19 protein-coding genes and 1 riboswitch are annotated in these 20,502 nt (G+C 47.0%); of the genes, 15 read left to right on the top strand and 4 right to left on the bottom strand.

Features of this window, described 5'->3' with window-relative positions:
- The first annotated feature begins 88 nt into the window (after positions 1-88).
- The 6 genes from RQP52_RS20110 (at position 89) to RQP52_RS20085 (ending at position 6,023) form a co-directional block, all read left to right on the top strand.
- On the top strand, positions 89-745 hold the full coding sequence (locus RQP52_RS20110) for a DUF2238 domain-containing protein (RefSeq protein ID WP_315953531.1): 657 nt from the start codon (positions 89-91) through the stop codon (positions 743-745).
- Positions 746-838: 93 nt separating this feature from the next.
- Positions 839-1,924 carry a lactonase family protein gene (locus tag RQP52_RS20105; RefSeq protein ID WP_315953530.1) on the top strand — a complete coding sequence of 362 codons (1,086 nt, stop codon included), beginning with the start codon at positions 839-841 and terminating at the stop codon, positions 1,922-1,924.
- A 379-nt stretch (positions 1,925-2,303) separates the two neighbouring features.
- On the top strand, positions 2,304-3,662 hold the full coding sequence (locus RQP52_RS20100) for an MATE family efflux transporter (protein ID WP_315953529.1): 1,359 nt from the start codon (positions 2,304-2,306) through the stop codon (positions 3,660-3,662).
- Positions 3,663-3,820: 158 nt separating this feature from the next.
- Positions 3,821-4,261 (top strand): MarR family winged helix-turn-helix transcriptional regulator, encoded by a 441-nt coding sequence (locus RQP52_RS20095; protein WP_315953528.1) that lies wholly within the window; start codon positions 3,821-3,823, stop codon positions 4,259-4,261.
- 6 nt (positions 4,262-4,267) lie between these two features.
- Positions 4,268-5,524: an MFS transporter gene (locus RQP52_RS20090; RefSeq protein WP_315953527.1), complete on the top strand. Its 1,257-nt coding sequence runs from the start codon at positions 4,268-4,270 to the stop codon at positions 5,522-5,524.
- Positions 5,525-5,654: 130 nt separating this feature from the next.
- The gene (locus RQP52_RS20085; RefSeq protein ID WP_157319138.1) at positions 5,655-6,023 is read left to right on the top strand and encodes a hypothetical protein; all 369 of its coding nucleotides are present in this window, start codon (positions 5,655-5,657) and stop codon (positions 6,021-6,023) included.
- A gap of 444 nt (positions 6,024-6,467) precedes the next feature.
- Here RQP52_RS20085 and RQP52_RS20080 read toward each other — a convergent pair whose 3' ends face one another.
- Both RQP52_RS20080 and RQP52_RS20075 read right to left on the bottom strand, forming a co-directional pair.
- Positions 6,468-6,818 carry a LytTR family transcriptional regulator DNA-binding domain-containing protein gene (locus RQP52_RS20080; RefSeq protein ID WP_315953526.1) on the bottom strand — a complete coding sequence of 117 codons (351 nt, stop codon included), beginning with the start codon at positions 6,816-6,818 and terminating at the stop codon, positions 6,468-6,470.
- A gap of 169 nt (positions 6,819-6,987) precedes the next feature.
- Positions 6,988-8,421: an NAD(P)/FAD-dependent oxidoreductase gene (locus RQP52_RS20075; protein WP_315953525.1), complete on the bottom strand. Its 1,434-nt coding sequence runs from the start codon at positions 8,419-8,421 to the stop codon at positions 6,988-6,990.
- A 58-nt stretch (positions 8,422-8,479) separates the two neighbouring features.
- Positions 8,480-8,578: riboswitch (purine riboswitch) on the bottom strand.
- A gap of 229 nt (positions 8,579-8,807) precedes the next feature.
- Between RQP52_RS20075 and RQP52_RS20070 the strand changes: the two genes are divergently transcribed.
- The 9 genes from RQP52_RS20070 to RQP52_RS20030 all read left to right on the top strand — a co-directional run bounded on the left by RQP52_RS20070 (position 8,808) and on the right by RQP52_RS20030 (position 18,832).
- Entirely contained in the window at positions 8,808-9,545 is a 738-nt protein-coding gene (locus RQP52_RS20070; protein ID WP_315953524.1) for an MBL fold metallo-hydrolase, read from the top strand.
- A 370-nt stretch (positions 9,546-9,915) separates the two neighbouring features.
- Positions 9,916-10,704 (top strand): response regulator, encoded by a 789-nt coding sequence (locus RQP52_RS20065; RefSeq protein WP_315953523.1) that lies wholly within the window; start codon positions 9,916-9,918, stop codon positions 10,702-10,704.
- 7 nt (positions 10,705-10,711) lie between these two features.
- On the top strand, positions 10,712-12,505 hold the full coding sequence (locus RQP52_RS20060; RefSeq protein ID WP_315953522.1) for a cache domain-containing sensor histidine kinase: 1,794 nt from the start codon (positions 10,712-10,714) through the stop codon (positions 12,503-12,505).
- Positions 12,506-12,736: 231 nt separating this feature from the next.
- Positions 12,737-13,597 carry an ABC transporter permease gene (locus RQP52_RS20055; RefSeq protein ID WP_379170942.1) on the top strand — a complete coding sequence of 287 codons (861 nt, stop codon included), beginning with the start codon at positions 12,737-12,739 and terminating at the stop codon, positions 13,595-13,597.
- Complete coding sequence (locus RQP52_RS20050) at positions 13,591-14,451, top strand: carbohydrate ABC transporter permease (RefSeq protein ID WP_315953520.1); 861 nt, start codon at positions 13,591-13,593, stop codon at positions 14,449-14,451. Before RQP52_RS20055 ends, RQP52_RS20050 begins: the two co-directional genes overlap by 7 nt.
- 91 nt (positions 14,452-14,542) lie before the next feature.
- The gene (locus RQP52_RS20045) at positions 14,543-16,081 is read left to right on the top strand and encodes an extracellular solute-binding protein (protein ID WP_315953519.1); all 1,539 of its coding nucleotides are present in this window, start codon (positions 14,543-14,545) and stop codon (positions 16,079-16,081) included.
- A gap of 126 nt (positions 16,082-16,207) precedes the next feature.
- The gene (locus tag RQP52_RS20040; RefSeq protein ID WP_315953518.1) at positions 16,208-17,035 is read left to right on the top strand and encodes a phytanoyl-CoA dioxygenase family protein; all 828 of its coding nucleotides are present in this window, start codon (positions 16,208-16,210) and stop codon (positions 17,033-17,035) included.
- Between the two features lie 24 nt (positions 17,036-17,059).
- Positions 17,060-17,818 (top strand): SDR family oxidoreductase, encoded by a 759-nt coding sequence (locus RQP52_RS20035; protein WP_315953517.1) that lies wholly within the window; start codon positions 17,060-17,062, stop codon positions 17,816-17,818.
- Positions 17,819-17,842: 24 nt separating this feature from the next.
- Positions 17,843-18,832, top strand: coding sequence for a LacI family DNA-binding transcriptional regulator (locus RQP52_RS20030; protein WP_315953516.1), 990 nt, complete (start codon positions 17,843-17,845; stop codon positions 18,830-18,832).
- Positions 18,833-18,864: 32 nt separating this feature from the next.
- On the opposite strand, the gene RQP52_RS20025 is transcribed toward RQP52_RS20030, so the two are convergent.
- Together RQP52_RS20025 and RQP52_RS20020 are read right to left on the bottom strand one after the other, a co-directional pair.
- Positions 18,865-19,044: a GMC oxidoreductase gene (locus RQP52_RS20025; RefSeq protein ID WP_315953515.1), complete on the bottom strand. Its 180-nt coding sequence runs from the start codon at positions 19,042-19,044 to the stop codon at positions 18,865-18,867.
- Positions 19,045-19,287: 243 nt separating this feature from the next.
- The gene (locus RQP52_RS20020) at positions 19,288-19,887 is read right to left on the bottom strand and encodes a GMC family oxidoreductase N-terminal domain-containing protein (RefSeq protein ID WP_315953514.1); all 600 of its coding nucleotides are present in this window, start codon (positions 19,885-19,887) and stop codon (positions 19,288-19,290) included.
- Positions 19,888-20,502: the final 615 nt, after the last annotated feature.

Genomic DNA, 20,502 nt, shown 5'->3' with positions numbered 1-20,502 from the left:
GCGCAGTACTACATAAACTTAGTACTTTTTGAAAAGACTGTGGCGAGATAACCTAAACTTAGTAAAAGCTAAATTAGGGGGCTCTGCCATGAAAGAGAAGGGAAATATTGCGCGGAAATCTACAAGAAACTTTATTTCGAATTGGCCATTACACGCGATGATTGTCATTTATGCAGGATTGTGGATCTGGATGGCGATTGCTCCTTACAGCAGATTTGATTGGGTATTGGAAAATCTTTTGATTTGGGCAGCGCTTATTGTCCTCATCAGCATTTATAAGCTAATTACATTTTCCAATTTGTCTTATGCGTTAATTGGTTTGTTCTTGGCGCTGCATACCGTAGGGGCTCATTATTCATATAACGAAAATATCGTGGATGTGTGGTTGAAGCTGATCTTGCATTCGGAACGCGATAATTATGATCGCTTGGTGCACTTCAGTTTTGGGCTGCTGCTGGCTTACCCGTTAAGGGAAGCTTTGAGTACATGGACGCAGCTAAGCCGTAAATGGCTTTATGTGATGACCTGCGTTACGATATTGGCGCTAGGAGCCTTTTATGAGCTTATAGAAATGTGGGTAGCTTTGCTTGTTGCCCCGGAAATTGGTACGTTATTTCTTGGAACGCAAGGTGATCCGTGGGATACGCATCACGACATGGAGTTAGCGCTCTATGGGGCTGTCATTGCGATGGTGGTGACGGCTGCGCTGAGGCGTAGAGTAGTGAAGATGAATGATGAAAGATGAAAGATGAAAGATGAAAGATGAAAGATGAAAGAGCAGGACGGTAGTTGTTGGATACCGCGTTTTTTATTTTGCAATTGTGGAGGCTGATTGCTGATGTCAGGTGAAGGACGGAAAGAATTGTTTGGTTATGTAGGTTCCTATACGAACGAAGAATATAAGACGGGGATTACGTTATTTAGGCTGGACCTGCAAAACGGAGAAATCACACTTTTAGATGAGTATGACGATCTGCCTAACGCGTCGTTCCTTGCGCTGAATGAGGATCGGTCTGTCTTATACGCGGTCAGTGAGACAGATACTTATCTGGGCGGATTTGGAGGATCAGCCGCGGCATATGCGATCGAAGCTGGAACATGGAAGCTGACGAAATTGAACCAGCAGCCTACAGGCGGCACTGCTCCTTGTTATATTAGCGTGGATCAGACGAACAGCGCCGTGTTTGTGGCCAATTATTCAAGCGGAAGTGTGACTTCTTATCAGATTGAGAAGGGGGGAAGGCTGAGCGAGCCTACGCAGTTGGTCAAGCATGAAGGTACTTTAGGGCCGCGAACGGATCGCCAGGAGCGTCCGCATGCGCACTCGATTGTGCTGGCGCCAGACAATCGGTATGCGATTTCCGCTGATCTGGGCCTTGATCGGCTGATCGTGAGCCGCGTTGACGCTGAGGGCGGCCTCCTTCACCCGCATGGTGAAACAGCGGTGAAGCCGGGCGCAGGCCCGCGGCATTTGGTGTACAGCGCGGACAGCCGGTTCGTGTACGCGATTAATGAGCTGGACAGCACAGTCACTGTGCTGGCTTATGATGCGAGCGCGGCAACGCTGACCGCGCTGCAAAGCATTTCGACGCTGCCGGAAGGCTTCAGCGGCGAAAACACATGCGCGGACATCCATCTCTCCAGAGATGGCCGGCATGTGTATGCCTCAAACCGCGGACACGACAGTATCGCGGTTTATGCGGTGGACGGACCAAGCGGCACGCTGTCCGTCGTGGGTTGGCAGGCGACGCTGGGGCGGACGCCGCGGAACTTTGCCCTGACGCCGCAGGGAGACTTCCTGCTTGCGGCGAATCAGGGCTCGGACAGCATCACGGTTTTCCGCGTGGACGCGGAGTCGGGGATGCTGCAGGAAACCGGGCACACCGCGGTGGTATCGCGGCCGGTTTGCGTGAAGTTCCTTTAAGGGTTGAGCTTCTAGGCAAAGAAACGAGCCACCCCCAAGTTGTAACGGACCCCACAGGCGCTATTTCCAATAAAATAGTCTGATTGTTGAGCTAACGGACACCAGAAGCGTTATTGCACCTTAAAGCAGCGGAAAACCCTGCCACAAAGGTGAATAGCGGCTGCTGTGTCCGTTAGATTTTTAAAAGGGCTCTATTTTACCGAATAGAGGCACGTGAGTCCGTTAGCGCGTATGCAGGCTGCTTCCTCAGCTCGGCCCTAGACATCGCGGCAGTTGTGCAGGAAAAAGCATTGACTTCTGAAGAAGTGTTGTTAAAATAGATCATTGTATGTACATGGTGAACGCGTGTACACAATAAGATTAAGAACAGGAAACCAACATGGAAACCGCAAAGAAAATGACGTTATTCGGGCTTGTATGGCCGATAATGATTGAATTATTTCTGCAATTTATGATCGGCACGGCGGACACGCTGATGGTGAGCCGGATTTCGGACGATGCAGTAGCTGTCGTTGGGATCAGCAATCAATTTTTCCAAGCGGTCATTATGTTATTCGTCCTTATATCCAGCGGAGCGGGCATTGTCATCTCCCAGAAACTCGGAGCAAGCAAAGAGGAAGAAGCGCGGAAAGTAGCTTCAATGGCTTTTACATTAACGCTGGGTTTGGGCGTTGTTGTTTCTCTGCTGCTTTATTTTGGTGTGGATTTGTTCGTTTATTTCCTGCATGTCCCGGCCTCCCTTTATGAGATGACGCGGCAGTATATTCAAATTGTAGGCAGCGGAACGATCGTCATGGCAGCTGTTTTAACTTTAAGCACAATTATTCGCAGCACAGGCAATACGAAAGGCACCATGCTAGTTGCTATTGGTATGAACATCATCCATATTATCGGCAATTATGTGTTTATTTTTGGCGCGTTGGGCTTGCCGAAATGGGGGCTTTTTGGTGTTTCCCTTTCAACGGTGGGTAGTCGTGTCATCGCGTTGGTCGTGCTTTTTTATATTTTCCGCAAAACCTTCACCACACTTATCACTTGGAGTGACCTGCGAGTATTCCACAAGGGACTACTGAAAGAGGTGGCGAAAGTTGGCCTGCCAATGGCCATTAGCTCGGCTTCATGGACCTTGTCCCAGGTCGTCCTTTTTTCGATGGTTGCTACGATGGGTGCAGAGCAGCTTACGGCTAGAACCTATCTAAATACGATGGAGTCGTTCTCTTTCCTGGCAGGCTGGTCCTTTGCGATGGCGGTCCAAATTCAGGTGGCGCATTTATTCGGTGCGGGACAGATGGAGAAAGCGTATCGCAGCCTCTATAAAGCGTTATTCTGGGGCGAAGTGGTCGTGGTTGCCAATACGCTCTTGTTATTTTTATTAGGCAAACATATCGTAGGGGCATTTACTGAAAATAACCAAATTATCTCCATTGTCGTTGGCGTCATGGCCATGAATTTGATTCTGCAGCCGCTCAAAATGTGGAATATGCCGCTCAATAATGCGCTTAACGCCGTCGGTGACACCAAATTTGTCATGTATGTGAGTATTGGTGTCATGTGGATTTTTGCGGTTGGAGGCACGTACGTATTTGGTCTAAAATTCGGTTGGCTGCTCCACGGCGTTTATGTGGCTATGATTTGTGATGAAGCGATTCGCGGATTTCTTGTCCAGCGGCGCTGGATGGCTCGCAAAAAGCTGCCGAAAGCAGCTGTTTCTACAAGCGCAATGACTTCTCATTTTTGAGCAAAAACCTGACCTGACAAGACAAGCCCCCCTAAAAAGGGGCTGTTTTATCCGGAAAATTGGTTGCGCATGCAACTAATCGCGCGTATGATAAACTAGTGGCAAGTGCAACGATTCGGTCAGTCCCACCATTTTGCAGGAAGGAAGGAGAAAGAATTATGATTGATGCCCGAAACACCATCCCAAGGTGGATCTCACTGTTATACCGGTATGGACAAATGTATATTGGTGAGCATCTGAAAGCGTACGATATCGGCAAGGGGCAGCATATTTTTCTCAACGCGCTCTATAAGGAAGATGGCCTCACGCAAGAAGAACTGGCGGATTACTTGAAGATCGATAAAGGTACGACGGCAAAAGCACTGAAAAAACTCGAAGAGCAAGGCTACATAACGCGCACGGTCAGCGAAAAGGATAAGAGATGCAACGAGGTTCATCTGACTGAAAAGGCGCTTCTGATCAAGGAAGATGTGCGTAAAGTGTTAACGAATTGGCGGGAGCGTTTGACCGATGGTCTGTCGGAAGAAGAGAAGCAATTGGCTTTAACCATTTTGGAGAAAATGGGCAATAATGCAGCTAGATTTGCAGAGGAGGGGTAGATTAGCATGAATGTGAGGGCAGCAGGTTCGGTTTTTATTGATCGACATTTCCATGCTTTAACTCATCGGAATTATCGCTATCTTTGGACAGGGCAATGTGTATCGCTCATCGGGACATGGATGCAAAATATCGGGCAATCATGGCTCGTTCTTACACTGACAGGTTCGCCGCTAAAGCTTGGCATGGTCACGGCTTGTCAATTTTTACCGATCCTTTTATTTTCGCTATTTGCGGGCATTATCGTAGATAAATTTCCAAAGAAGAACATCCTTTTGGTCACGCAGACGGTTTCCATGATTCTTGCTTTTACGTTGGCAACGCTTGTGTTGACGCATACAGTGAGGTACGAGTTTATTATTGTACTCGCGCTTTTGCTGGGGCTTAATAACACGCTCGATATGCCGACCAGGCAGGCTTTTAATATTGAAATTGTTGGAAAAGAAGATCTGATGAATGCCATTGCGCTCAATTCCACTACGTTCAATATGGCCAGGATTGTTGGACCTTCCATTGGTGCAGTAATGATGGCTTGGCTTGGGGCAGGCTGGTGCTTCTTGCTTAACGGAGTCAGCTTTATAGCTGTCTTGTATGGCATACTCCAGATTCAAACAGCGCCTTATGTTCGAAAGAAAACCTCGCGAGAGGGTGTTTTTAAGGAGATTAAGGACGGTATCGTCTATATTGCAAGAGATCCAGTGTTAGCTCAGACGGTCCTGCTCGTGACGGTGATTGGGACTTTAGCTTTTAACTTTAATATCCTCATTCCAGTTTTTACGAGAAATGTATTGCAATTAGGAGAGACCACATACGGTACCTTGATGTCTTGCCTTGGAATCGGTTCTTTTGCAGGGGCGCTGACGATGTCATTTCGCAGTAAAAAGGGTCCAAGACTTAAAATAAGCATGATCGCAAGCCTAGTGGTTGCCAGCTGCCTGATTCTAAATGGGCTTAGTACGTCTGTTTGGTTGTGTGGGGGAGTGCTGGCTTTAACGGGATTTTTCAATATTATGTTCGCTACGAATAGCAATTCCAATCTTCAAATGAATGCCAAAGAGGAGTATCGCGCGCGGGTTATGAGTGTTTATGCGCTCGTATTTGCCGGTTCTACACCGTTTGGCAGCTTATTTGCCGGATATGTCGCAGATCGTTTTGGGGCGAATGGGGCTTTTGTCGTATGCGGGTTACTAACGGGTATTTTATGCTTAATTATTATCTGGAAATTTCGAAAAACAGGCGAAAAAAAATCACTTGAGGCCATTTAATCGTTTTATCCAAATTTTGGATTGTCAATTAGAAGCGTTTCCATTACAATATGAGTTATATTCATGTCGTTATTGGGGAGGTAATCTTGTGCTAGGGTTTTTGAAAAAATGGATGTATTCACCTAAACATATGCCAAAGCAAGATCCTGCAAACGCTGTGGATTATAAAACGATGGAGATTGACGTGGTTATCAAGTGCTTCGTGTCGGATAAGGACAGGCCTTTTCGTGTCATCTTCAAAGTAGAGAAACAAGGCTCTTTTTTCTCCAAGGACATTTTCGTGCAAAATGTGGATGCTAAGACACCATATGAACTGGTTCATAACTTTTCCACACTAGGGATGAATTATGAAGAGCTGAAGAAATACGGAAGTACAGATTACGCGGAGTACAGCTTTGCTACTTTGGAAGAAGCCAAGAAGGTAAAAGATACGACCGTAGAATACATACGATTTTTGATTCGTGAACATCAACAAGAGACACTCGCCCAAACCTCATAGCAGGACCACATAAAGAAGTCAGCGATTTCATCGCTGGCTTTTTTGCACTACCTGGACAAGCGTGCTCGACTTAAGTGGACGACGAAGGTGCAACTGAGCGACCAAGTCGAAATCGAAGGCCTACGTTGCATTTTATACAACATAATGGCAGGGTCTGACCCCGAAAACGGTCCTACGTTGCACAAAGTACAACCATTTGTTGCGAAAAGGTGAGATGTAGGCTGTTTCGTGCTTAAATGATTGCATAAAGTACAATATAGAGGCGTGCTAAGGTGCAATTACAGCGAAATGGTTGCACAAATTACAACATAGAACGCTGTTGCAATCGCAGTTTGGTGATGTGTGTTGGTGTCGGCAACGCCTGGACATCCCGATAAACAAAAAAAGCTTAGCCAGATCCCCAACATGGATCTAACTAAGCCTTTTTGCGGTGACAAGCGGTGATTACTTCTTCGCTGCTTCCGTTTTGTGCTGCTGCACGATCTCTTTCAAGCGGTATTGGCGAAGTTTGGTGACCGAGGTGAATTTGGAGTCAGCACCTTTGACCTCAAAAAATACTTTGCCATCTTGAATTTGAACAATTTTATGCGTGTTCACATAACAATCTGTATTCACCTTGAAAAAAGCGCTGCCCGTTGTAATCTCTATGATCTGCTCTGTGGACATCCGTTTTTTAATGTGAAAATTTTTCCCATGAAAAGAGACCAGCCCATGCTCTCCGACCCGGAAATACATAATATCTTTCTCCAGTACGAAATTTTCATAGCTGTTTCTTGTTTCGAGCGCTACAGTCATTTTAGATTCCCCCTTTAAAATGATAACGCTTACAATTGAGAACGTTCTCATTATACCGCATTTATTTAGATTTTAAAAGTGTTTTTCATGTAAAAACGGACCTCCTTTATTAAAAAAAAGGAGATCCGTGACCATGTATTTCCTAGGAAATATTTAACAACATTAATACTTATTTCATTCGCTCAAGCACGTTGCGAGCCACCCATACGCCAGCAGCTCCAGCCTGGGCTAAACCTCTTGTAATTCCTGCACCGTCACCGCCGCAGAACAGGCCTTTGATCTCGGTTTCGAAGCTTTCGCTGAGCTTAGGACGAGCGGAATAAAATTTCGCTTCAACACCGTAGAAGAGCGTATGTTCAGCCGCAATCCCCGGGGTTACTTTTTCAAGAGCGTGGATCATTTCAATTAAGCTTTTCATAGTATTGTAAGGCAGCACGAGACCTAGATCACCAGGAACAGCTTCAGCCAACGTTGGTTCAAGAAAGCCCTCGCGAATACGATCTGCTGTAGAGCGTCGTCCTCGCATGATGTCTCCGAATTTCTGAACGATAACGCCGCCGCTGGAAAGATCGTTCGCATGTTTGCAAATTTCCCGCGCATATTCGTTCGGCTTATCGAACGGCTCGGTAAATTTGTGGGAAACGAGCAGGGCGAAGTTCGTATTATTGGAGCCGAGGGCCGGATCCTTGTAGGAGTGCCCGTTCGCGGCCATAACGCCGCTATGATTCTCGACAACAACATGGCCGGAAGGATTGCTGCAGAAGGTGCGAACCCGCGTGCCCACAGAGGTATTGTAGATGAATTTCCCTTCATACAAATGCTCGTTAATTTCGCGCATCACGACATCCGATGTTTCCACGCGGACGCCAACATCGACTTGGTTGTTGTACATTTTCAAACGGCGCTTCTTTAAAACTTGCGTTAACCATGCGGAACCGTCGCGTCCGGGAGCTAGCATCACATGATCGCTGTGGATCTCGGTGCCATCTTTCAGCCGTATGCCCTGAATGATATGTTTGTCCTCGCGTTTCATCGTGATGATGTCGTCGACTTCAGCTTTGAACTGCATGTCGATTCGTGTTTTCAAATATTCGTAAATGGATTTTAGAATCATTAAGTTCTGTTCGGTGCCTAGATGCCTGACCTGTGCGCGAAGCAGCTTAAGTCCAGCCGCGTATGAGCGCTGCTCAATGTTTTTCACAGCTTCGGTCGTCGGGTCTGTGATGTTCTCGGTTGCACCATGCTCTAGATTAATCCGATCTACATATCGAATCAAATCAATGACTTGGCTAGGAGCCAATATATCGGTCATCCAACCGCCGAATTCCGTGGTGATGTTGAACTTGCCGTCACTATAAGCGCCAGCACCTCCGAAGCCGGCCGTAATGGAACATGCAGGCAGACAGCCTGAGAACTCCTTTTTACCGGCAGGTGGAGGGCACAGCTTGATTTTGCTTTCCAGAATCGGACAACTGCGATGGTAAATATCATGGCCTTTGTCGACGAGCAATACTTTAGCGTCAGGGCGAAGCAGTGTCATTTCATAACAGGCGAAAATACCGGCAGGTCCTGCACCGACTACGATCAAATCATAAGCGTTCATTGCGATCTCCTCTGGAACATTCATTTTTGGACGCAAAAAAACCTAGCCACACGGGTATGCAAAAGCAAGAACCCGTCGTAGCTAGGAAGTTATGGCTTCCTCTAGAGACCCTTAAGCCAATTCTCAAGGATATACGAACGATTATGACGTATGTGGCAGTTTCTTATTGCCTTAATCATCATAATACGAACAATTTAGGTTGTCAATCATATAATGTTCGCGAATTTTGTTAAACCTCGACTAGGATTCGGAAGGTTATATCGTTTTTTGTTGAGCTTACCCGAATGGTTTCGCCATATTTTTGTTTCGAGTTTGTATAGAATACACTGTCGGTTAGTAGTACAATGAGTAACGAAATCATGAGGATAAAGAGCGAGGCATATAGGATGAAATTAACATTTTTGGGCTGTGGAGACGGATTTAGTGTCGAGCAAGGCCATAACAGCGCTTTACTCACGTTCGGAGATACCAACCTGTGCATCGACTTTCCCGAGTCGAATCATACTGCTTTGCATCAGATGGGGAAAAAGCTCAATGAGGTGGAGCATGTCTTCGTAACGCATTTGCATGAGGATCATATTAATGGCTTGTCGAAGCTGGCATTGTTTCATCGGGTGTATCCCGGAAGAATCAAGCCAAAACTTTATGTGCCTGCAGGGTTGCTAGCTGATCTATGGCAAGTTTTGCGCCATGGGTTGGAGCTAACCACGAGAGGGAAACGGGTTTTAGAAGACTATTTTGACGTGGAATGCGTGGAAAATGTTTTTGAGATCGCGGGTGAGCGATTCGAGCTTATTCGGACGCAGCATGTGCCGGACATGCTTAGCTATGGCTTGCTTTGTAAGCCGTATTTCTATTTTAGCGGGGACACGAAGTTAGACGAAACGTTTCTCGGAGAGGTTGCCGGCGAGGTGCAAACGATCTTTCACGAATGCCACATGCAGGAGGATCAATTGCCTTCGCATACGTCACTTGAGGAGCTTTTAACGCTCCCAATGTCCATTCAAGAAAAGATGCTGCTCATGCATTATGTAGATGATTATGTGCTAGCGGATGCGCGTGAGCAGGTTCATGGTAAGCATAAACTTCGTTTGGCTGAGCCATTGCTTGTATATGAGTGGTAGGACGCGGGACGAGTACTTGAAAAAGAGCCCCGAAGACTTCTATTTCAGCAAAAATAGATGCTTTGTCAGAAAAGACCTAGTGGATAATTTTCCGCTGGGTTTTTATTCGTTTCCTTTTACCACAAATACCCTTTTCCCGAATGAAAATGGAATAATAAAGGACCACAGTTCCGCTCACCCAGCGCAAGTGCCTGATCTTTGGAAAATAGCGGATCGTAGTTCCCTCAACGCGCGCTGTTTCCAAGCTGTTGAGTTTGGTTTTTCATACATTTTTACATTATTTCTGTATAAACAAAAACTGATATAATTGATATCATTGTGTTAAAGAATGATAGCGATTTCAAGGTTCAAAAGAAAGGTGGTGGGCAATGTGTCTGTCGCACCCGTACGCGTGTTGATCATTGATGATGAATTGCCGTTAAGACAAGAACTTCGATCCATGCCTTGGCCTACATTTGGTGCAGAACTTGTCGGAGAGGCCGAGAATGGGGAAGAGGCTTTGGAGCTCTGTATAGCTCTGGAACCCGACCTTGTGATCTCCGATATTACGATGCCCATCATGGATGGCTTAACATTGTTTCGCAACGTCAAAAAAAGATTTCCGCACATCCAATTCGTCCTGTTAACTTGTCATAGCGATTTTCATTATGCCCAAGAAGCGCTGAAATTAGGAGCCTTGGACTATTTTACGAAGCTGTCTTTTGATGAAGAGGATATGAAGACTGCGATTGAAAAAGCGAGAACAGCGATTAGGCGTGAAGTTGATCTCAAACAATACGAACAAGAACGGATGCGTCGAGAGTCGGCCAATGCACCGAAGCCAGCGGTGAGCGACGAACGGAAGATTCGCAAAGAAGTCCAGCTTGCCCAGCGAATCATTGAGGTCAAGCTCGGCGAGCCCATTACGTTAACTTCCGTTTCGGAAGAAGTTGGGTTGAGCTCGTACTACCTTAGCCGCCTGTTTCGGGAAGAAACAGGGGAATCCTTTAACGATTATGTGACCCGGCTGCGCATGGAGAAAGCCGTGAACCTGCTTCAGAACACGCAGCTCAAAGTGTATGAGGTTGCTGAGCAGGTAGGGATTCCAAGTTACCGTTACTTCTCGCAGCTATTCCGTAATTGGACCGGCGTAGCGCCTACAGACTATAAAAAGGGATGATGCTAAAATGAAAGCGCTTATCTCGTGGTTTGGCAGCTGGAGCATGTTAGCCAAGCATTTTTTGTTTTTGTCCCTGGGAACACTTGTGCTGTTAGGGGGGCTGGGCTACATCAACTTGCGCGAAGCGGAGGGACTGTTTCGCAGGCAGGTCGTGTCGGACGCCCAAGTCATTATTGACCGAACCAATCTCTATATGAATGCTTATTTGGACAATGTACAAAATATCCTTTTGCTGATTTCAACCCGGGAAGATTTGTTAAATGTGGGTATGGAAAAGGAGGCTTCGGACGTTCTTCGCTCGTATGCGAATATGAACAGATCGCTATATAAGTCGCTTTATTTGGTGGGCGTAGATGGACATGTTATATCCAACTCGCAAACCACTTTCGATATTATTGGAAATCCGGAAATCCCGAAGCTGCTTGAGCAAGCCAAGCAAACCTACGGCATTTTTATCACCGAGCCCTATCAATCCCCAATGTCGGGTAAAACAGTCGCCTTCGTGCTGCCGATTCAATCGTCTTCGACAAAGACGCTGAAAGGGATCGCCGTCGTGGAAATCGATCTCGTTCAATTAACGAATATGATCGCGCAGTTCATGAATACGAAGAATCAGACATTTGCTATCATCACGAACAAAAAGAATGTCGTCCATTCGTTTGATGTGGGGCTTCCGCTTAGCTCCTACAGGCTGCTGCCTTATCATACGTCTGTCTATCCGCCGGAGCTGGATGGCGGGTTTGTCGAGCGGGTGTCGGATCTTCCTGTCGGCGCATCGGAAATTGATGGCCCGGAGGGCGATTTGGTTGCGGTCAAGTCCGGCATGAACAATCTGGGCTGGTATTTTATCGCCTTCTATGAAAATAGTTTCTTCTATCAAAATATTGCCAGCTTATACCGGAATTTCAGCACGGCAGGCGTTTTCTGGATATTTCTTGTTCTGGCCAGCACCTACATGATTAGCCGGTATATTACGCTGCCGGTACGCACATTGGTTGCCAAAATGGATCGGGTGCGAGATATGGAAGTGCTTCACACCATACACGCAACAGGCAATGATGAAATCGGCCGATTGGCGCGAAGCTACAATGCTATGATGGAGCGGATTCATCATCTGATGCAGGAAACGAAGGAAGCGGAACGCCGCAAGAAGCATTTTGAGCTGAAAATGCTGCAGAGTCAAATCGCTCCGCATTTTCTGTACAATACCCTTGCTTGCATTAGTTCTCTGGCTAAGCAGCACAAAATCTACGAGGTTCGGGAAACGATCAAGACCCTGGTGGGTCTGTTATCTTTCAGCTTTGATAAAAGCACGGAATTCGTTACGTTAGCGGACGAGCTGGAAGGACTGCGCATGTATGCTTACATCCAGAAGGTGCGCTATGGCGATAAATTCACGATGGAGATCGACGCAGCGCCTGCCACGCTTTCCAAAACCATTCTCAAGCTTACCCTGCAACCGCTTGTGGAAAATGCCATTTTTCATGGGATTGTTCCGCTCAAACGTGAGGGAATAATTCGTATACGGGCCAAGTATGCCAAGGATAAATTGATTATTACCATCAGGGACAACGGGCTCGGGATGAACTCGGAGGTTCTGAATAGTGTGTTCGAAGAGCGGCATAAAGCGCCGAGCAAACATAGATTCACGGGAATCGGGATCATGAATGTCCATGAGCGAATCGGGCTCCATTTTGGAACGGCGTACGGTCTGTCCATTTTCTCTTTGCCCGAAATTGGAACGTTGATCCGAATCGAACTTCCAGCGATGGAACATGAACATGCAGAAAAAAACAAATAAAGCGTTTGCAAGAATTCGGACATTTTCGCAGGATCACTGTATATTTTCCAAAGAAAGCGCTTGCTATACTTAACTCAACCCGTTAGGAAGCGAGTGATCAGATGGAAAAGAGGTGGCCTCATGGAACAGCAAATCGTAGCCAAGCAGGAAGTAAAGGCGGGTAGACAAACAAAAGATGCGAGGCTTAAATTATCTGCGAAGCAGGTTTGGGCCTTTCGGGCTTTTTATCTCATGCTTTTGCCTGGTGTTATCTATTTCGTAATTTTCCGCTATATTCCCATGTATGGTGTGATTATTGCGTTTAAGGATTTTCAAATACTGGATGGCATTCTCGGCAGTGGTTGGGCGGATCCTTGGTACAAGCACTTTCAGACGTTTTTTAATTCCCCTTATTTCGGGCAGCTGATGGTCAACACGTTCGTCATTAGCATCTACAAGCTCGTATTTGGGATGGCACCGCCTATTATTATGGCCTTACTGCTCAACGAGTGCAGACTGCGGTGGTTCAAAACGGTTGTGCAAACGCTCACGTATATGCCGCATTTCTTATCTTGGGTCATCATTTACGGGATTCTGATCGCCCTGCTTTCTCAGAATTCCGGGATCGTCAACCGTTTTATCGAAGATGCGGGCGGACAGTCGATTGGCTTCATGACCTCAATTGATTACTTCCGAACGATTCTGGTAAGCTCGGAAGTTTGGAAGGATCTCGGCTGGGGCGCAATTATTTACTTGGCTGCGATGACGGCGATTGATCCGACGTTATACGAAGCAGCGCGTGTGGACGGAGCAAGCCGATTGCGGATGATCTGGCACATTACGCTGCCAGGCATTCGAAATGTCATTATCCTTCTGCTCATCTTAAAGCTGGGCCATATTATGGATGCCGGATTCGATCAAATTTATATTTTGTATAACATTCAAGTGTATCAAGTTGCCGATATCCTGGATACTTGGGTATTCCGGACAGGGCTGCAGCAGATGAACTTCTCACTGGGGGCCGCCGTAGGACTATTCAAATCCGTCATAGGGCTTATCTTGGTACTAGGTTCGAATCAGTTATCCAAGAAATGGGGTGATGGCATATGGTAAGAGGCTGGGAAGACCGGATCGTAAATACGATTGTCGTTGTCATCCTCGGGCTTGCTGCTTTGGCGGCGATCGTACCGCTGATGTATGTGATTGCCGTGTCCATCACACCATTCTCCGAGGTACTGAAGAATGGAGGTTTCATCCTCATTCCGAAGTCCGTTACATTTAGCGCTTATCACAAGTTGTTCACTGAAACGAATATTCCCAAAGCTTTCTGGGTGACGATCTTCATTACGGTCGTCGGCACGATTGTGAACCTGATTTTGACTTCGCTTATGGCCTATCCGCTTAGCCGTCGCAATCTCCCGGGAAGAAGCTTCTTCCTTCTCATGGTTGTGTTTACGATGTTGTTCAGCGGAGGACTCATTCCGACTTATTTGGTTGTGAAATCTCTAGGGCTCTTGGATTCCGTCTGGTCGATGATTTTGCCGAATGCGATTTGGAGTTTTAACATTTTGATTATGAAAAGCTTTTTCGAAAGCCTTCCGGAAGAGTTGTTCGAATCGGCTCGAATGGATGGTGCGAAGGAATTCCGGATTCTCTGGCAAATCGTATTGCCGCTTTCCATACCGTCTATGCTCACGATTGGGTTGTTCTACATGGTCGGCCATTGGAATGAATTTTTCCAGGCGATTATGTATGTAACGGATCGGAACCTGTTTCCCTTGCAGGTCGTTATTCGCGAAATTCTCATGCTGACCCAGCAACCGCTGGAAAATGCCGAAAATATGCTTCCTACCGAAACGATGCAAATGGCATCTGTTGTTGCTGCAAGCTTACCGATCATTATCGTGTATCCGTTCATTCAAAAGCATTTCACCAAAGGAATGTTGATGGGCTCTGTCAAAGGTTGACCCCGTTGAATGCATCAGGACTGCAGCCTGATTCGTTCTGTAACGGCGACAATAGAAGCAACTTTTATTTTAAAAGAAAGAAGGGGTATCTATGAAAAAGAAATTGCTTGTACCAATTCTTCTCGCCATGGCTTTCGCCGGTGGAACGCTGATTGCCGGTTGCGGTGGAGCGCCTGCTGCGAATAAACCTGCTGATAAAGCTGCGGAAAGCGGCAAACCGGCTGCCAGTGCCAAGCCAGTGAAGCTTGATATTATCGAAACGGGCAGCGGCCTTCCTTCTCCTGATCAGGACACAATTAAGCAGGAGCTGGATAAAGCGCTGGGCACGGATCTCAATCTGACCGTGTATGCCTCCGGCGACGATTACAAAAATCAGTTAAACGTGCGCATGTCATCGGCGAACTTCCCGGATTTATTCGCTGTCGACCGCCAGCAGTTAAAGCAATTTACAGACCAAGGACTTCTGCTTGATCTCACGCCTTATTTGGATAAGCTTAAGCCCGTACAAGACTTCATTGGAGCTGACAGTTTGAAGAAAGGGATGCTGAACGGCAAGACGTATGCCATCGCGAAGTCACCGCAAGTTCCCTACAACACATACTGGATTCGTCAGGATTGGCTCGACAAACTGAATCTGAAAGTCCCGACTACACCGGAGGAAATGCTTGAGGTAGCTAAAGCGTTTACCGAGAAAGACCCGGACGGTAATGGGAAAAAGGATACGTATGGCCTCACCGGCGGTAAATTGGGAGCTTTTGATACCATTTTTGGAGCTTATGGCGTTGGTATGGATGGCGGCACACCGACCGTTTACGTGAAGGATAATAAAGTGGTGAACTCGCTGTATGATCCTGGGATGAAGGATGCTCTTGCTTTTATCCAGAAAATGATTGCTTCCGGTTCCGTAGATCCCGAGCTTTTGGCGAACTCCGGCCTTCAACATCAGCAAAAAGCGATAAAAGGGCAAGCGGGTATCGTCTATCTGGATTGGCCGAATGTGACGAAGGAACAATTTGTTGAGCAAATAAAGGCTGTGAATCCGAATGCCAATTGGGTACAAGTGGATGCTTTAAAAGGACCTGGCGGCAAATTTGCAAGCGCCTACGACATTGGGAAGGCAGCAGCCATGTATGCCGTTCCGAAGTCGCTTGAGAAAAATCCGGAGAAACTGCAAAAAGTCATCGACTTGCTGAATTATGTTTCTTCGAAGGATGGGTCTTTGTTGGTGCAGTACGGGGTGAAAGGCAAACACTTCAACCTCGATGGCAGCAAAGTGGTCCCAACCGATCTGATGGGCAAAGAGGGCGGTTATTTCTGGCTGTACCAATTCGCAGGTCGCCCGGAAATGGAATATTTGACGGTGAAATTCGGTCCGCAGGCTAAGTATATGGAATATGCGAGCAAACAGCCGCACATTGACGGTTTGGCTGGATTCGTGGATATGCCGAATGGCTATAACGCTGCAGATGCGACTCGCTACATTGAAGAAGAGTTTTCCAAATTTATATATGGCAAGCGTCCGCTGAGTGAATATGACAGCTTCCTTAAGACATTGGAAAGCTCCATGAATTATAAAGCGTATCTGGATGCTGCGGATAAAAGGATCAAAGAGCTTGGCTACGTGAAGTAACCGTAGAAGTGTGTGGAAAAGGAAGGAGAAATGGGCTTCCTTTTCTTTTAAAAGTACTATTTACACGTGTAAATCTAATGGTTATACTTACCATAAAATTAATTTAAAAATGAGGAGTGTATTCGCATGACACAAACAAAACTTGATATTCCTGCACTTATTGAGCAATTTAACGAAAAAGGTTACTTAATCCTGCCGGGGATTTTGTCAGAAGAGAAAGTGAACCGTTTGAACGCCGCGATCGATCGAATTATTGCCGAAGAACCGGAATCATTAGCTTATAACGTTTATAACAGCATCGAGAGAGACGATGAAATAGCCTCATTAATCGATGAACCGACACTGCTTCCTCTCATGGTTAATCTGCTTGGTTTTAACATTCAGCTGCACATTTCACATTTAACTGTACGTAAACCGAATCCCAACGATGTGAAAACCGAGTCGCACAGCTTCATTAACTGGCATCAAGACGGTCCGCATCCACAGTTTCCGAAGCAAACTGGCATTACCTCTACTTATTACATTAAAACATGTTATATCTTGAGCGATATGTCCCAACCGGACCGCGGGAATACCAAAATCGTCCCTGGTTCGCATAACAAACCGTTTCATCCGGAGAGCCAGGATGTGGATGGTCTAGTGGACGGAGAAGTGCAAGTCTGCGGTAAACCGGGCGACGTATTCATTTTCCCGCAGAACCTGTGGCATGCCGGTGCACCTAATCGCTCGGAATTTACACGCCGGCAGTTGTTTCTTGGTTACAGCCCAATTTGGATGAGACCGATTGACTACCGTACGGCATCCGATCGGTTGCTGGAGAATGCGTCGCCTTACCGGAAACAGCTTCTGGGAGTCATTGATGAGAATCCGTTTAAATATTATGTTCCTTCCGAATCTATGGTACCATTAAAGGAGCTGTACAATCAGGATGCTGGCAAAAGCGTCTACAAATAAGCTCACTTGGAAGAGGTGGATATCTTGGGTTCATCAACAAGGTTAGAGGGAAAAATCGCGCTTGTTACCGGAGCATCACGCGGACTAGGGCGTCATATCGCAGCTGCGCTTGCGGCAGCGGGAGCGAATGTCGCAGTCAACTATGCGTATAGCACTCAGGATGCGGAGGAGACGGTTCGGCTGATTACTGCCACTGGAGGCAGTGCCACGGCTTTTCGCGCTGATATCACAAGCGAAGAGGAAGTTAACGAGCTTGTTGCGCGAGTGGAGCAGCATTTTGGCAGGAATATTGATATTCTGGTCAACAACGCGACAGGCCCTCAACCGATGCTTTCGATTGAAGAGAGTACCTGGCAGACTTACTTGGACCAGCTGGAGTTTTTCGTGAAAGCCCCCTTGCTGCTTGCGAAAGCGGTGCTTCCGGGGATGAAATTGAAGAGAGAAGGAAGCATTATTCATATCGGCAGCGAAGTCGTGCAAATTGGCAATGCCAACTTCTCCAGCTATGTAACAGCCAAGTCATCCATGGTGGGGATGACGCGATCATGGGCTAGCGAGCTGGGACCTCACGGTATCCGGGTCAATTTGATCGCACCAGGTTGGATACCTGTGGAGCGGCATGAGGGAGTCAGCACGGAAGGTTATCAAGCCGGTGTACCGCTAGGGCGAGTCGGCGAGCCTGCAGATATTGCAAATGCTGTGGTTTTCTTGGCATCGCCGGAGGCAGGCTTTGTTACCGGGCAATGTCTCTCGGTTAACGGGGGCAATACGTTTGGGATTTAATAACGGTTGTTAGGGTGAAAGCGAATGGTAACTAGGAAGGATGTAGCCGACCGCGCAGGAGTATCCTCTGCGGTCGTTTCTTATGTGTTGAATAATCGGGAGATTGTGAAGGAAGAGACGAAGCAGAAAGTGCTGGAAGCTATTCGCGAGCTTGGCTATCGACCGAATTTATTAGCGCAAAGCCTGAAAACGAAAAAATCGCGGCAGATTGCCGTGCTGATCAACTACCTCGGAAACCCTTTCGAGGCGGGTCTGTTGATTAATATCGAGCAGCATGCGAAAGACAGAGGGTACTTTGTATTTTTCCAAACCTATAAACAAGAGGAAGAAGATGAGCTCAAGGGCTTGTTCATGGGCAGAGTGGATGGGATTTTACTGCTCGGGCAGTCGCTGAAACCGCAGGTGGTGGCGCATTTTCAGAGACTTGATATACCGATTGTCTCTGTTTTGAAGCCGGAGGGGACGGAGTTGAGAATCCCTTATGTAGATGTTGACTGGTTAACTGAGATGGTGAAGTTAGTCCGGCATTTGCAGCAGCAGGGCCATACCCGGATTGGATTTATGGGTGGTGGTGATACGTCGCAACATTATCGAGTCAGGTTGCAGGCGTTCATTCATGCACTGCGGGATACAGGCTGCACGTGGCATTCGGAGGATCTATTGGATGGGGAAGGCAGGTTCGAAACGGCCGAACGGGTGCTGTATGCTGCGTTGACTCATCAGTCCGCCCTCTTTACTGCGCTGGTCTGCGCCAATGATTTGATGGCCGCCGGCTGTCTCGCCGCTTGCCGAAAGGCCGGTGTCCGAGTGCCGGAGCAGCTGGCTGTGGCTGGTTGCGAGGATATCTTGATGTCCTCGCAAACGGACCCGCCGCTTACGGCCATCCATTATCCCCGTCCGCAAATCGGCGAAGCTGCTATGCGTTTGCTGCTGGATACGATAGAAGGAAATACAGCGGAAACGCCTTTCTTTTCAGGGGAACTGATGGTTCGGCGTTCTACGGAAGTATCATAAACTGACGCTCTACCGGGATTATCCGGTAGAGCTTATTTTGCTAATTGATGGATGATATGATCTGCCGTGCGAATCGCTAAGGCAACCGTCGTCAATGTAGGATTGGCGGCACCGCTGTAGGGGATAACACTATTGTCGGCCACATAGAGGTTCGACATGCCATGTACACGGCCATAGAAATTGGTAGCCGAAGTAGAGGGATCATTGCCCATGCGGCAGCTCCCCATTTCGAGTGGTTTAGAGAGATATAATTTTCAAACTGCGGCTCTACAACCCCCAAAGTTTCAATTCCGATATCAAATTCCGGCAGGATTTCTTTATTTTCAAAAACCGGGTACCACAGATATCTCTCTAGATCCGGACCATAAATGATCATTTGATAGGGCTGAACAGCAGTTCGAGGCTTCCAAATAAGAAGCGTTCCCAATACTTCGGGGAAGTAGCTGCGATCAATTTTAACGGTGGCAACGTTTTTGGAGTGGTTCATTTAAATAATGACCGATCGCCTTTCCTTGAATGCCGGAATGCAAGAGAAGGCGCGGGGTTTCCCAAGTACTTGCGGACACGACAATGGTTTTTGCCCGGATGTGATAAGATTTCTTATCGGGAGTCATTACCCGCAGACCTGTTGCGCTTCCATTTTCTGATAAGATTTGAACAGCTCTAGCATTAACAGCTAAATCAAAAGGTCTTAGATTTAAAGCTGAACCCAGAAAGGCAATGGAACTGAATAAAGCGTTGGAGTGGACCTGACCAAACTTCGTTGCCGAAAGATCAACGGCTGTGGGGAGCTCTGTAACTTCAGGAAAACCGCTTCCTCTAAGGATGTCGAGCATGATCGTTGTAAGCGTGGAATCTTGCGTATATCCTTTGGAGACATTCATGATCCGCTCAGCAATATTATAGTAAGGGGTCAATTCTTCGTAGGAAATCGGCCATTCCTGCATGTCGCTGGGATCCATACGGGGCGAAGCCGTTGACCAGAATAAGGTTTTGCCTCCTAGTGCGAAAACTTGAGAGGCCCCCGGGTATTCGGGTTGGGATTTGCCACCCATTGCTGGCATAACCTCCAAAGAACGGCAGGACCTGCCGCCCCGGCACCAACAATAAGCACGTCGTATACGGTTTCTGACATTTGTTCTAATGAAGTTAATGGAATCCACTGTTTGAGATCGGTTTCGGGAGGCTGAGGGGCAGCGATGGGAAGGTGGATCATTCTTTTTGTTTGTGCCGTATAGGAATCCATAACAGGTCACATCCAATCTGCAGAGATGTATATAGCTTATGAGTAGGAGTTCTATTTATGAGGATGGGGTAAATGGAAAATATACTGCTAATCTATGCGGCTCAGTGGCTGGGAGCGGGATAGCAGGAGAAGCTCCAGCTAAATTATTAGAAGCCGGGCGAAATCCCCTAGTTTTGTGAATATTAACGGTAGAAAATCCAGCTGGTTGGACGAAAAGGGGGAAAGTTAAGGGAATTAGATGTAGTAATCGGCGTTATTTATAGCATGTGTGGGGCTGCGCAGAAAAGGTTAAATTCCTCTGATCATAGTAGAATTTTATTGGTTCCGCTATATTTGTATGCGCTTCCAACGATGTAATGGTTACTTTTCTTAGGTGGGTGCAATCTGAGTTTTTTAATCTTTTAGGCCCATTGGTGAGTTGCTA

This window comes from Paenibacillus violae (assembly GCF_032461945.1).
Classification (GTDB): domain Bacteria; phylum Bacillota; class Bacilli; order Paenibacillales; family NBRC-103111; genus Paenibacillus_E; species Paenibacillus_E violae.
This window is presented reverse-complemented; position numbering and strand designations above follow the sequence as displayed.

Coding starts and splice junctions, on each gene's coding strand:
- RQP52_RS20110 (WP_315953531.1), top strand. CDS start 89: ATGAAAGAGAAGGGAAATATTGCGCGGAAATCTACAAGAAACTTTATT.
- RQP52_RS20105 (WP_315953530.1), top strand. CDS start 839: ATGTCAGGTGAAGGACGGAAAGAATTGTTTGGTTATGTAGGTTCCTAT.
- RQP52_RS20100 (WP_315953529.1), top strand. CDS start 2,304: ATGGAAACCGCAAAGAAAATGACGTTATTCGGGCTTGTATGGCCGATA.
- RQP52_RS20095 (WP_315953528.1), top strand. CDS start 3,821: ATGATTGATGCCCGAAACACCATCCCAAGGTGGATCTCACTGTTATAC.
- RQP52_RS20090 (WP_315953527.1), top strand. CDS start 4,268: ATGAATGTGAGGGCAGCAGGTTCGGTTTTTATTGATCGACATTTCCAT.
- RQP52_RS20085 (WP_157319138.1), top strand. CDS start 5,655: ATGCCAAAGCAAGATCCTGCAAACGCTGTGGATTATAAAACGATGGAG.
- RQP52_RS20080 (WP_315953526.1), bottom strand. CDS start 6,818: ATGACTGTAGCGCTCGAAACAAGAAACAGCTATGAAAATTTCGTACTG.
- RQP52_RS20075 (WP_315953525.1), bottom strand. CDS start 8,421: ATGAACGCTTATGATTTGATCGTAGTCGGTGCAGGACCTGCCGGTATT.
- RQP52_RS20070 (WP_315953524.1), top strand. CDS start 8,808: ATGAAATTAACATTTTTGGGCTGTGGAGACGGATTTAGTGTCGAGCAA.
- RQP52_RS20060 (WP_315953522.1), top strand. CDS start 10,712: ATGAAAGCGCTTATCTCGTGGTTTGGCAGCTGGAGCATGTTAGCCAAG.
- RQP52_RS20055 (WP_379170942.1), top strand. CDS start 12,737: ATGCTTTTGCCTGGTGTTATCTATTTCGTAATTTTCCGCTATATTCCC.
- RQP52_RS20050 (WP_315953520.1), top strand. CDS start 13,591: ATGGTAAGAGGCTGGGAAGACCGGATCGTAAATACGATTGTCGTTGTC.
- RQP52_RS20045 (WP_315953519.1), top strand. CDS start 14,543: ATGAAAAAGAAATTGCTTGTACCAATTCTTCTCGCCATGGCTTTCGCC.
- RQP52_RS20040 (WP_315953518.1), top strand. CDS start 16,208: ATGACACAAACAAAACTTGATATTCCTGCACTTATTGAGCAATTTAAC.
- RQP52_RS20030 (WP_315953516.1), top strand. CDS start 17,843: ATGGTAACTAGGAAGGATGTAGCCGACCGCGCAGGAGTATCCTCTGCG.
- RQP52_RS20025 (WP_315953515.1), bottom strand. CDS start 19,044: ATGGGCAATGATCCCTCTACTTCGGCTACCAATTTCTATGGCCGTGTA.
- RQP52_RS20020 (WP_315953514.1), bottom strand. CDS start 19,887: ATGGGTGGCAAATCCCAACCCGAATACCCGGGGGCCTCTCAAGTTTTC.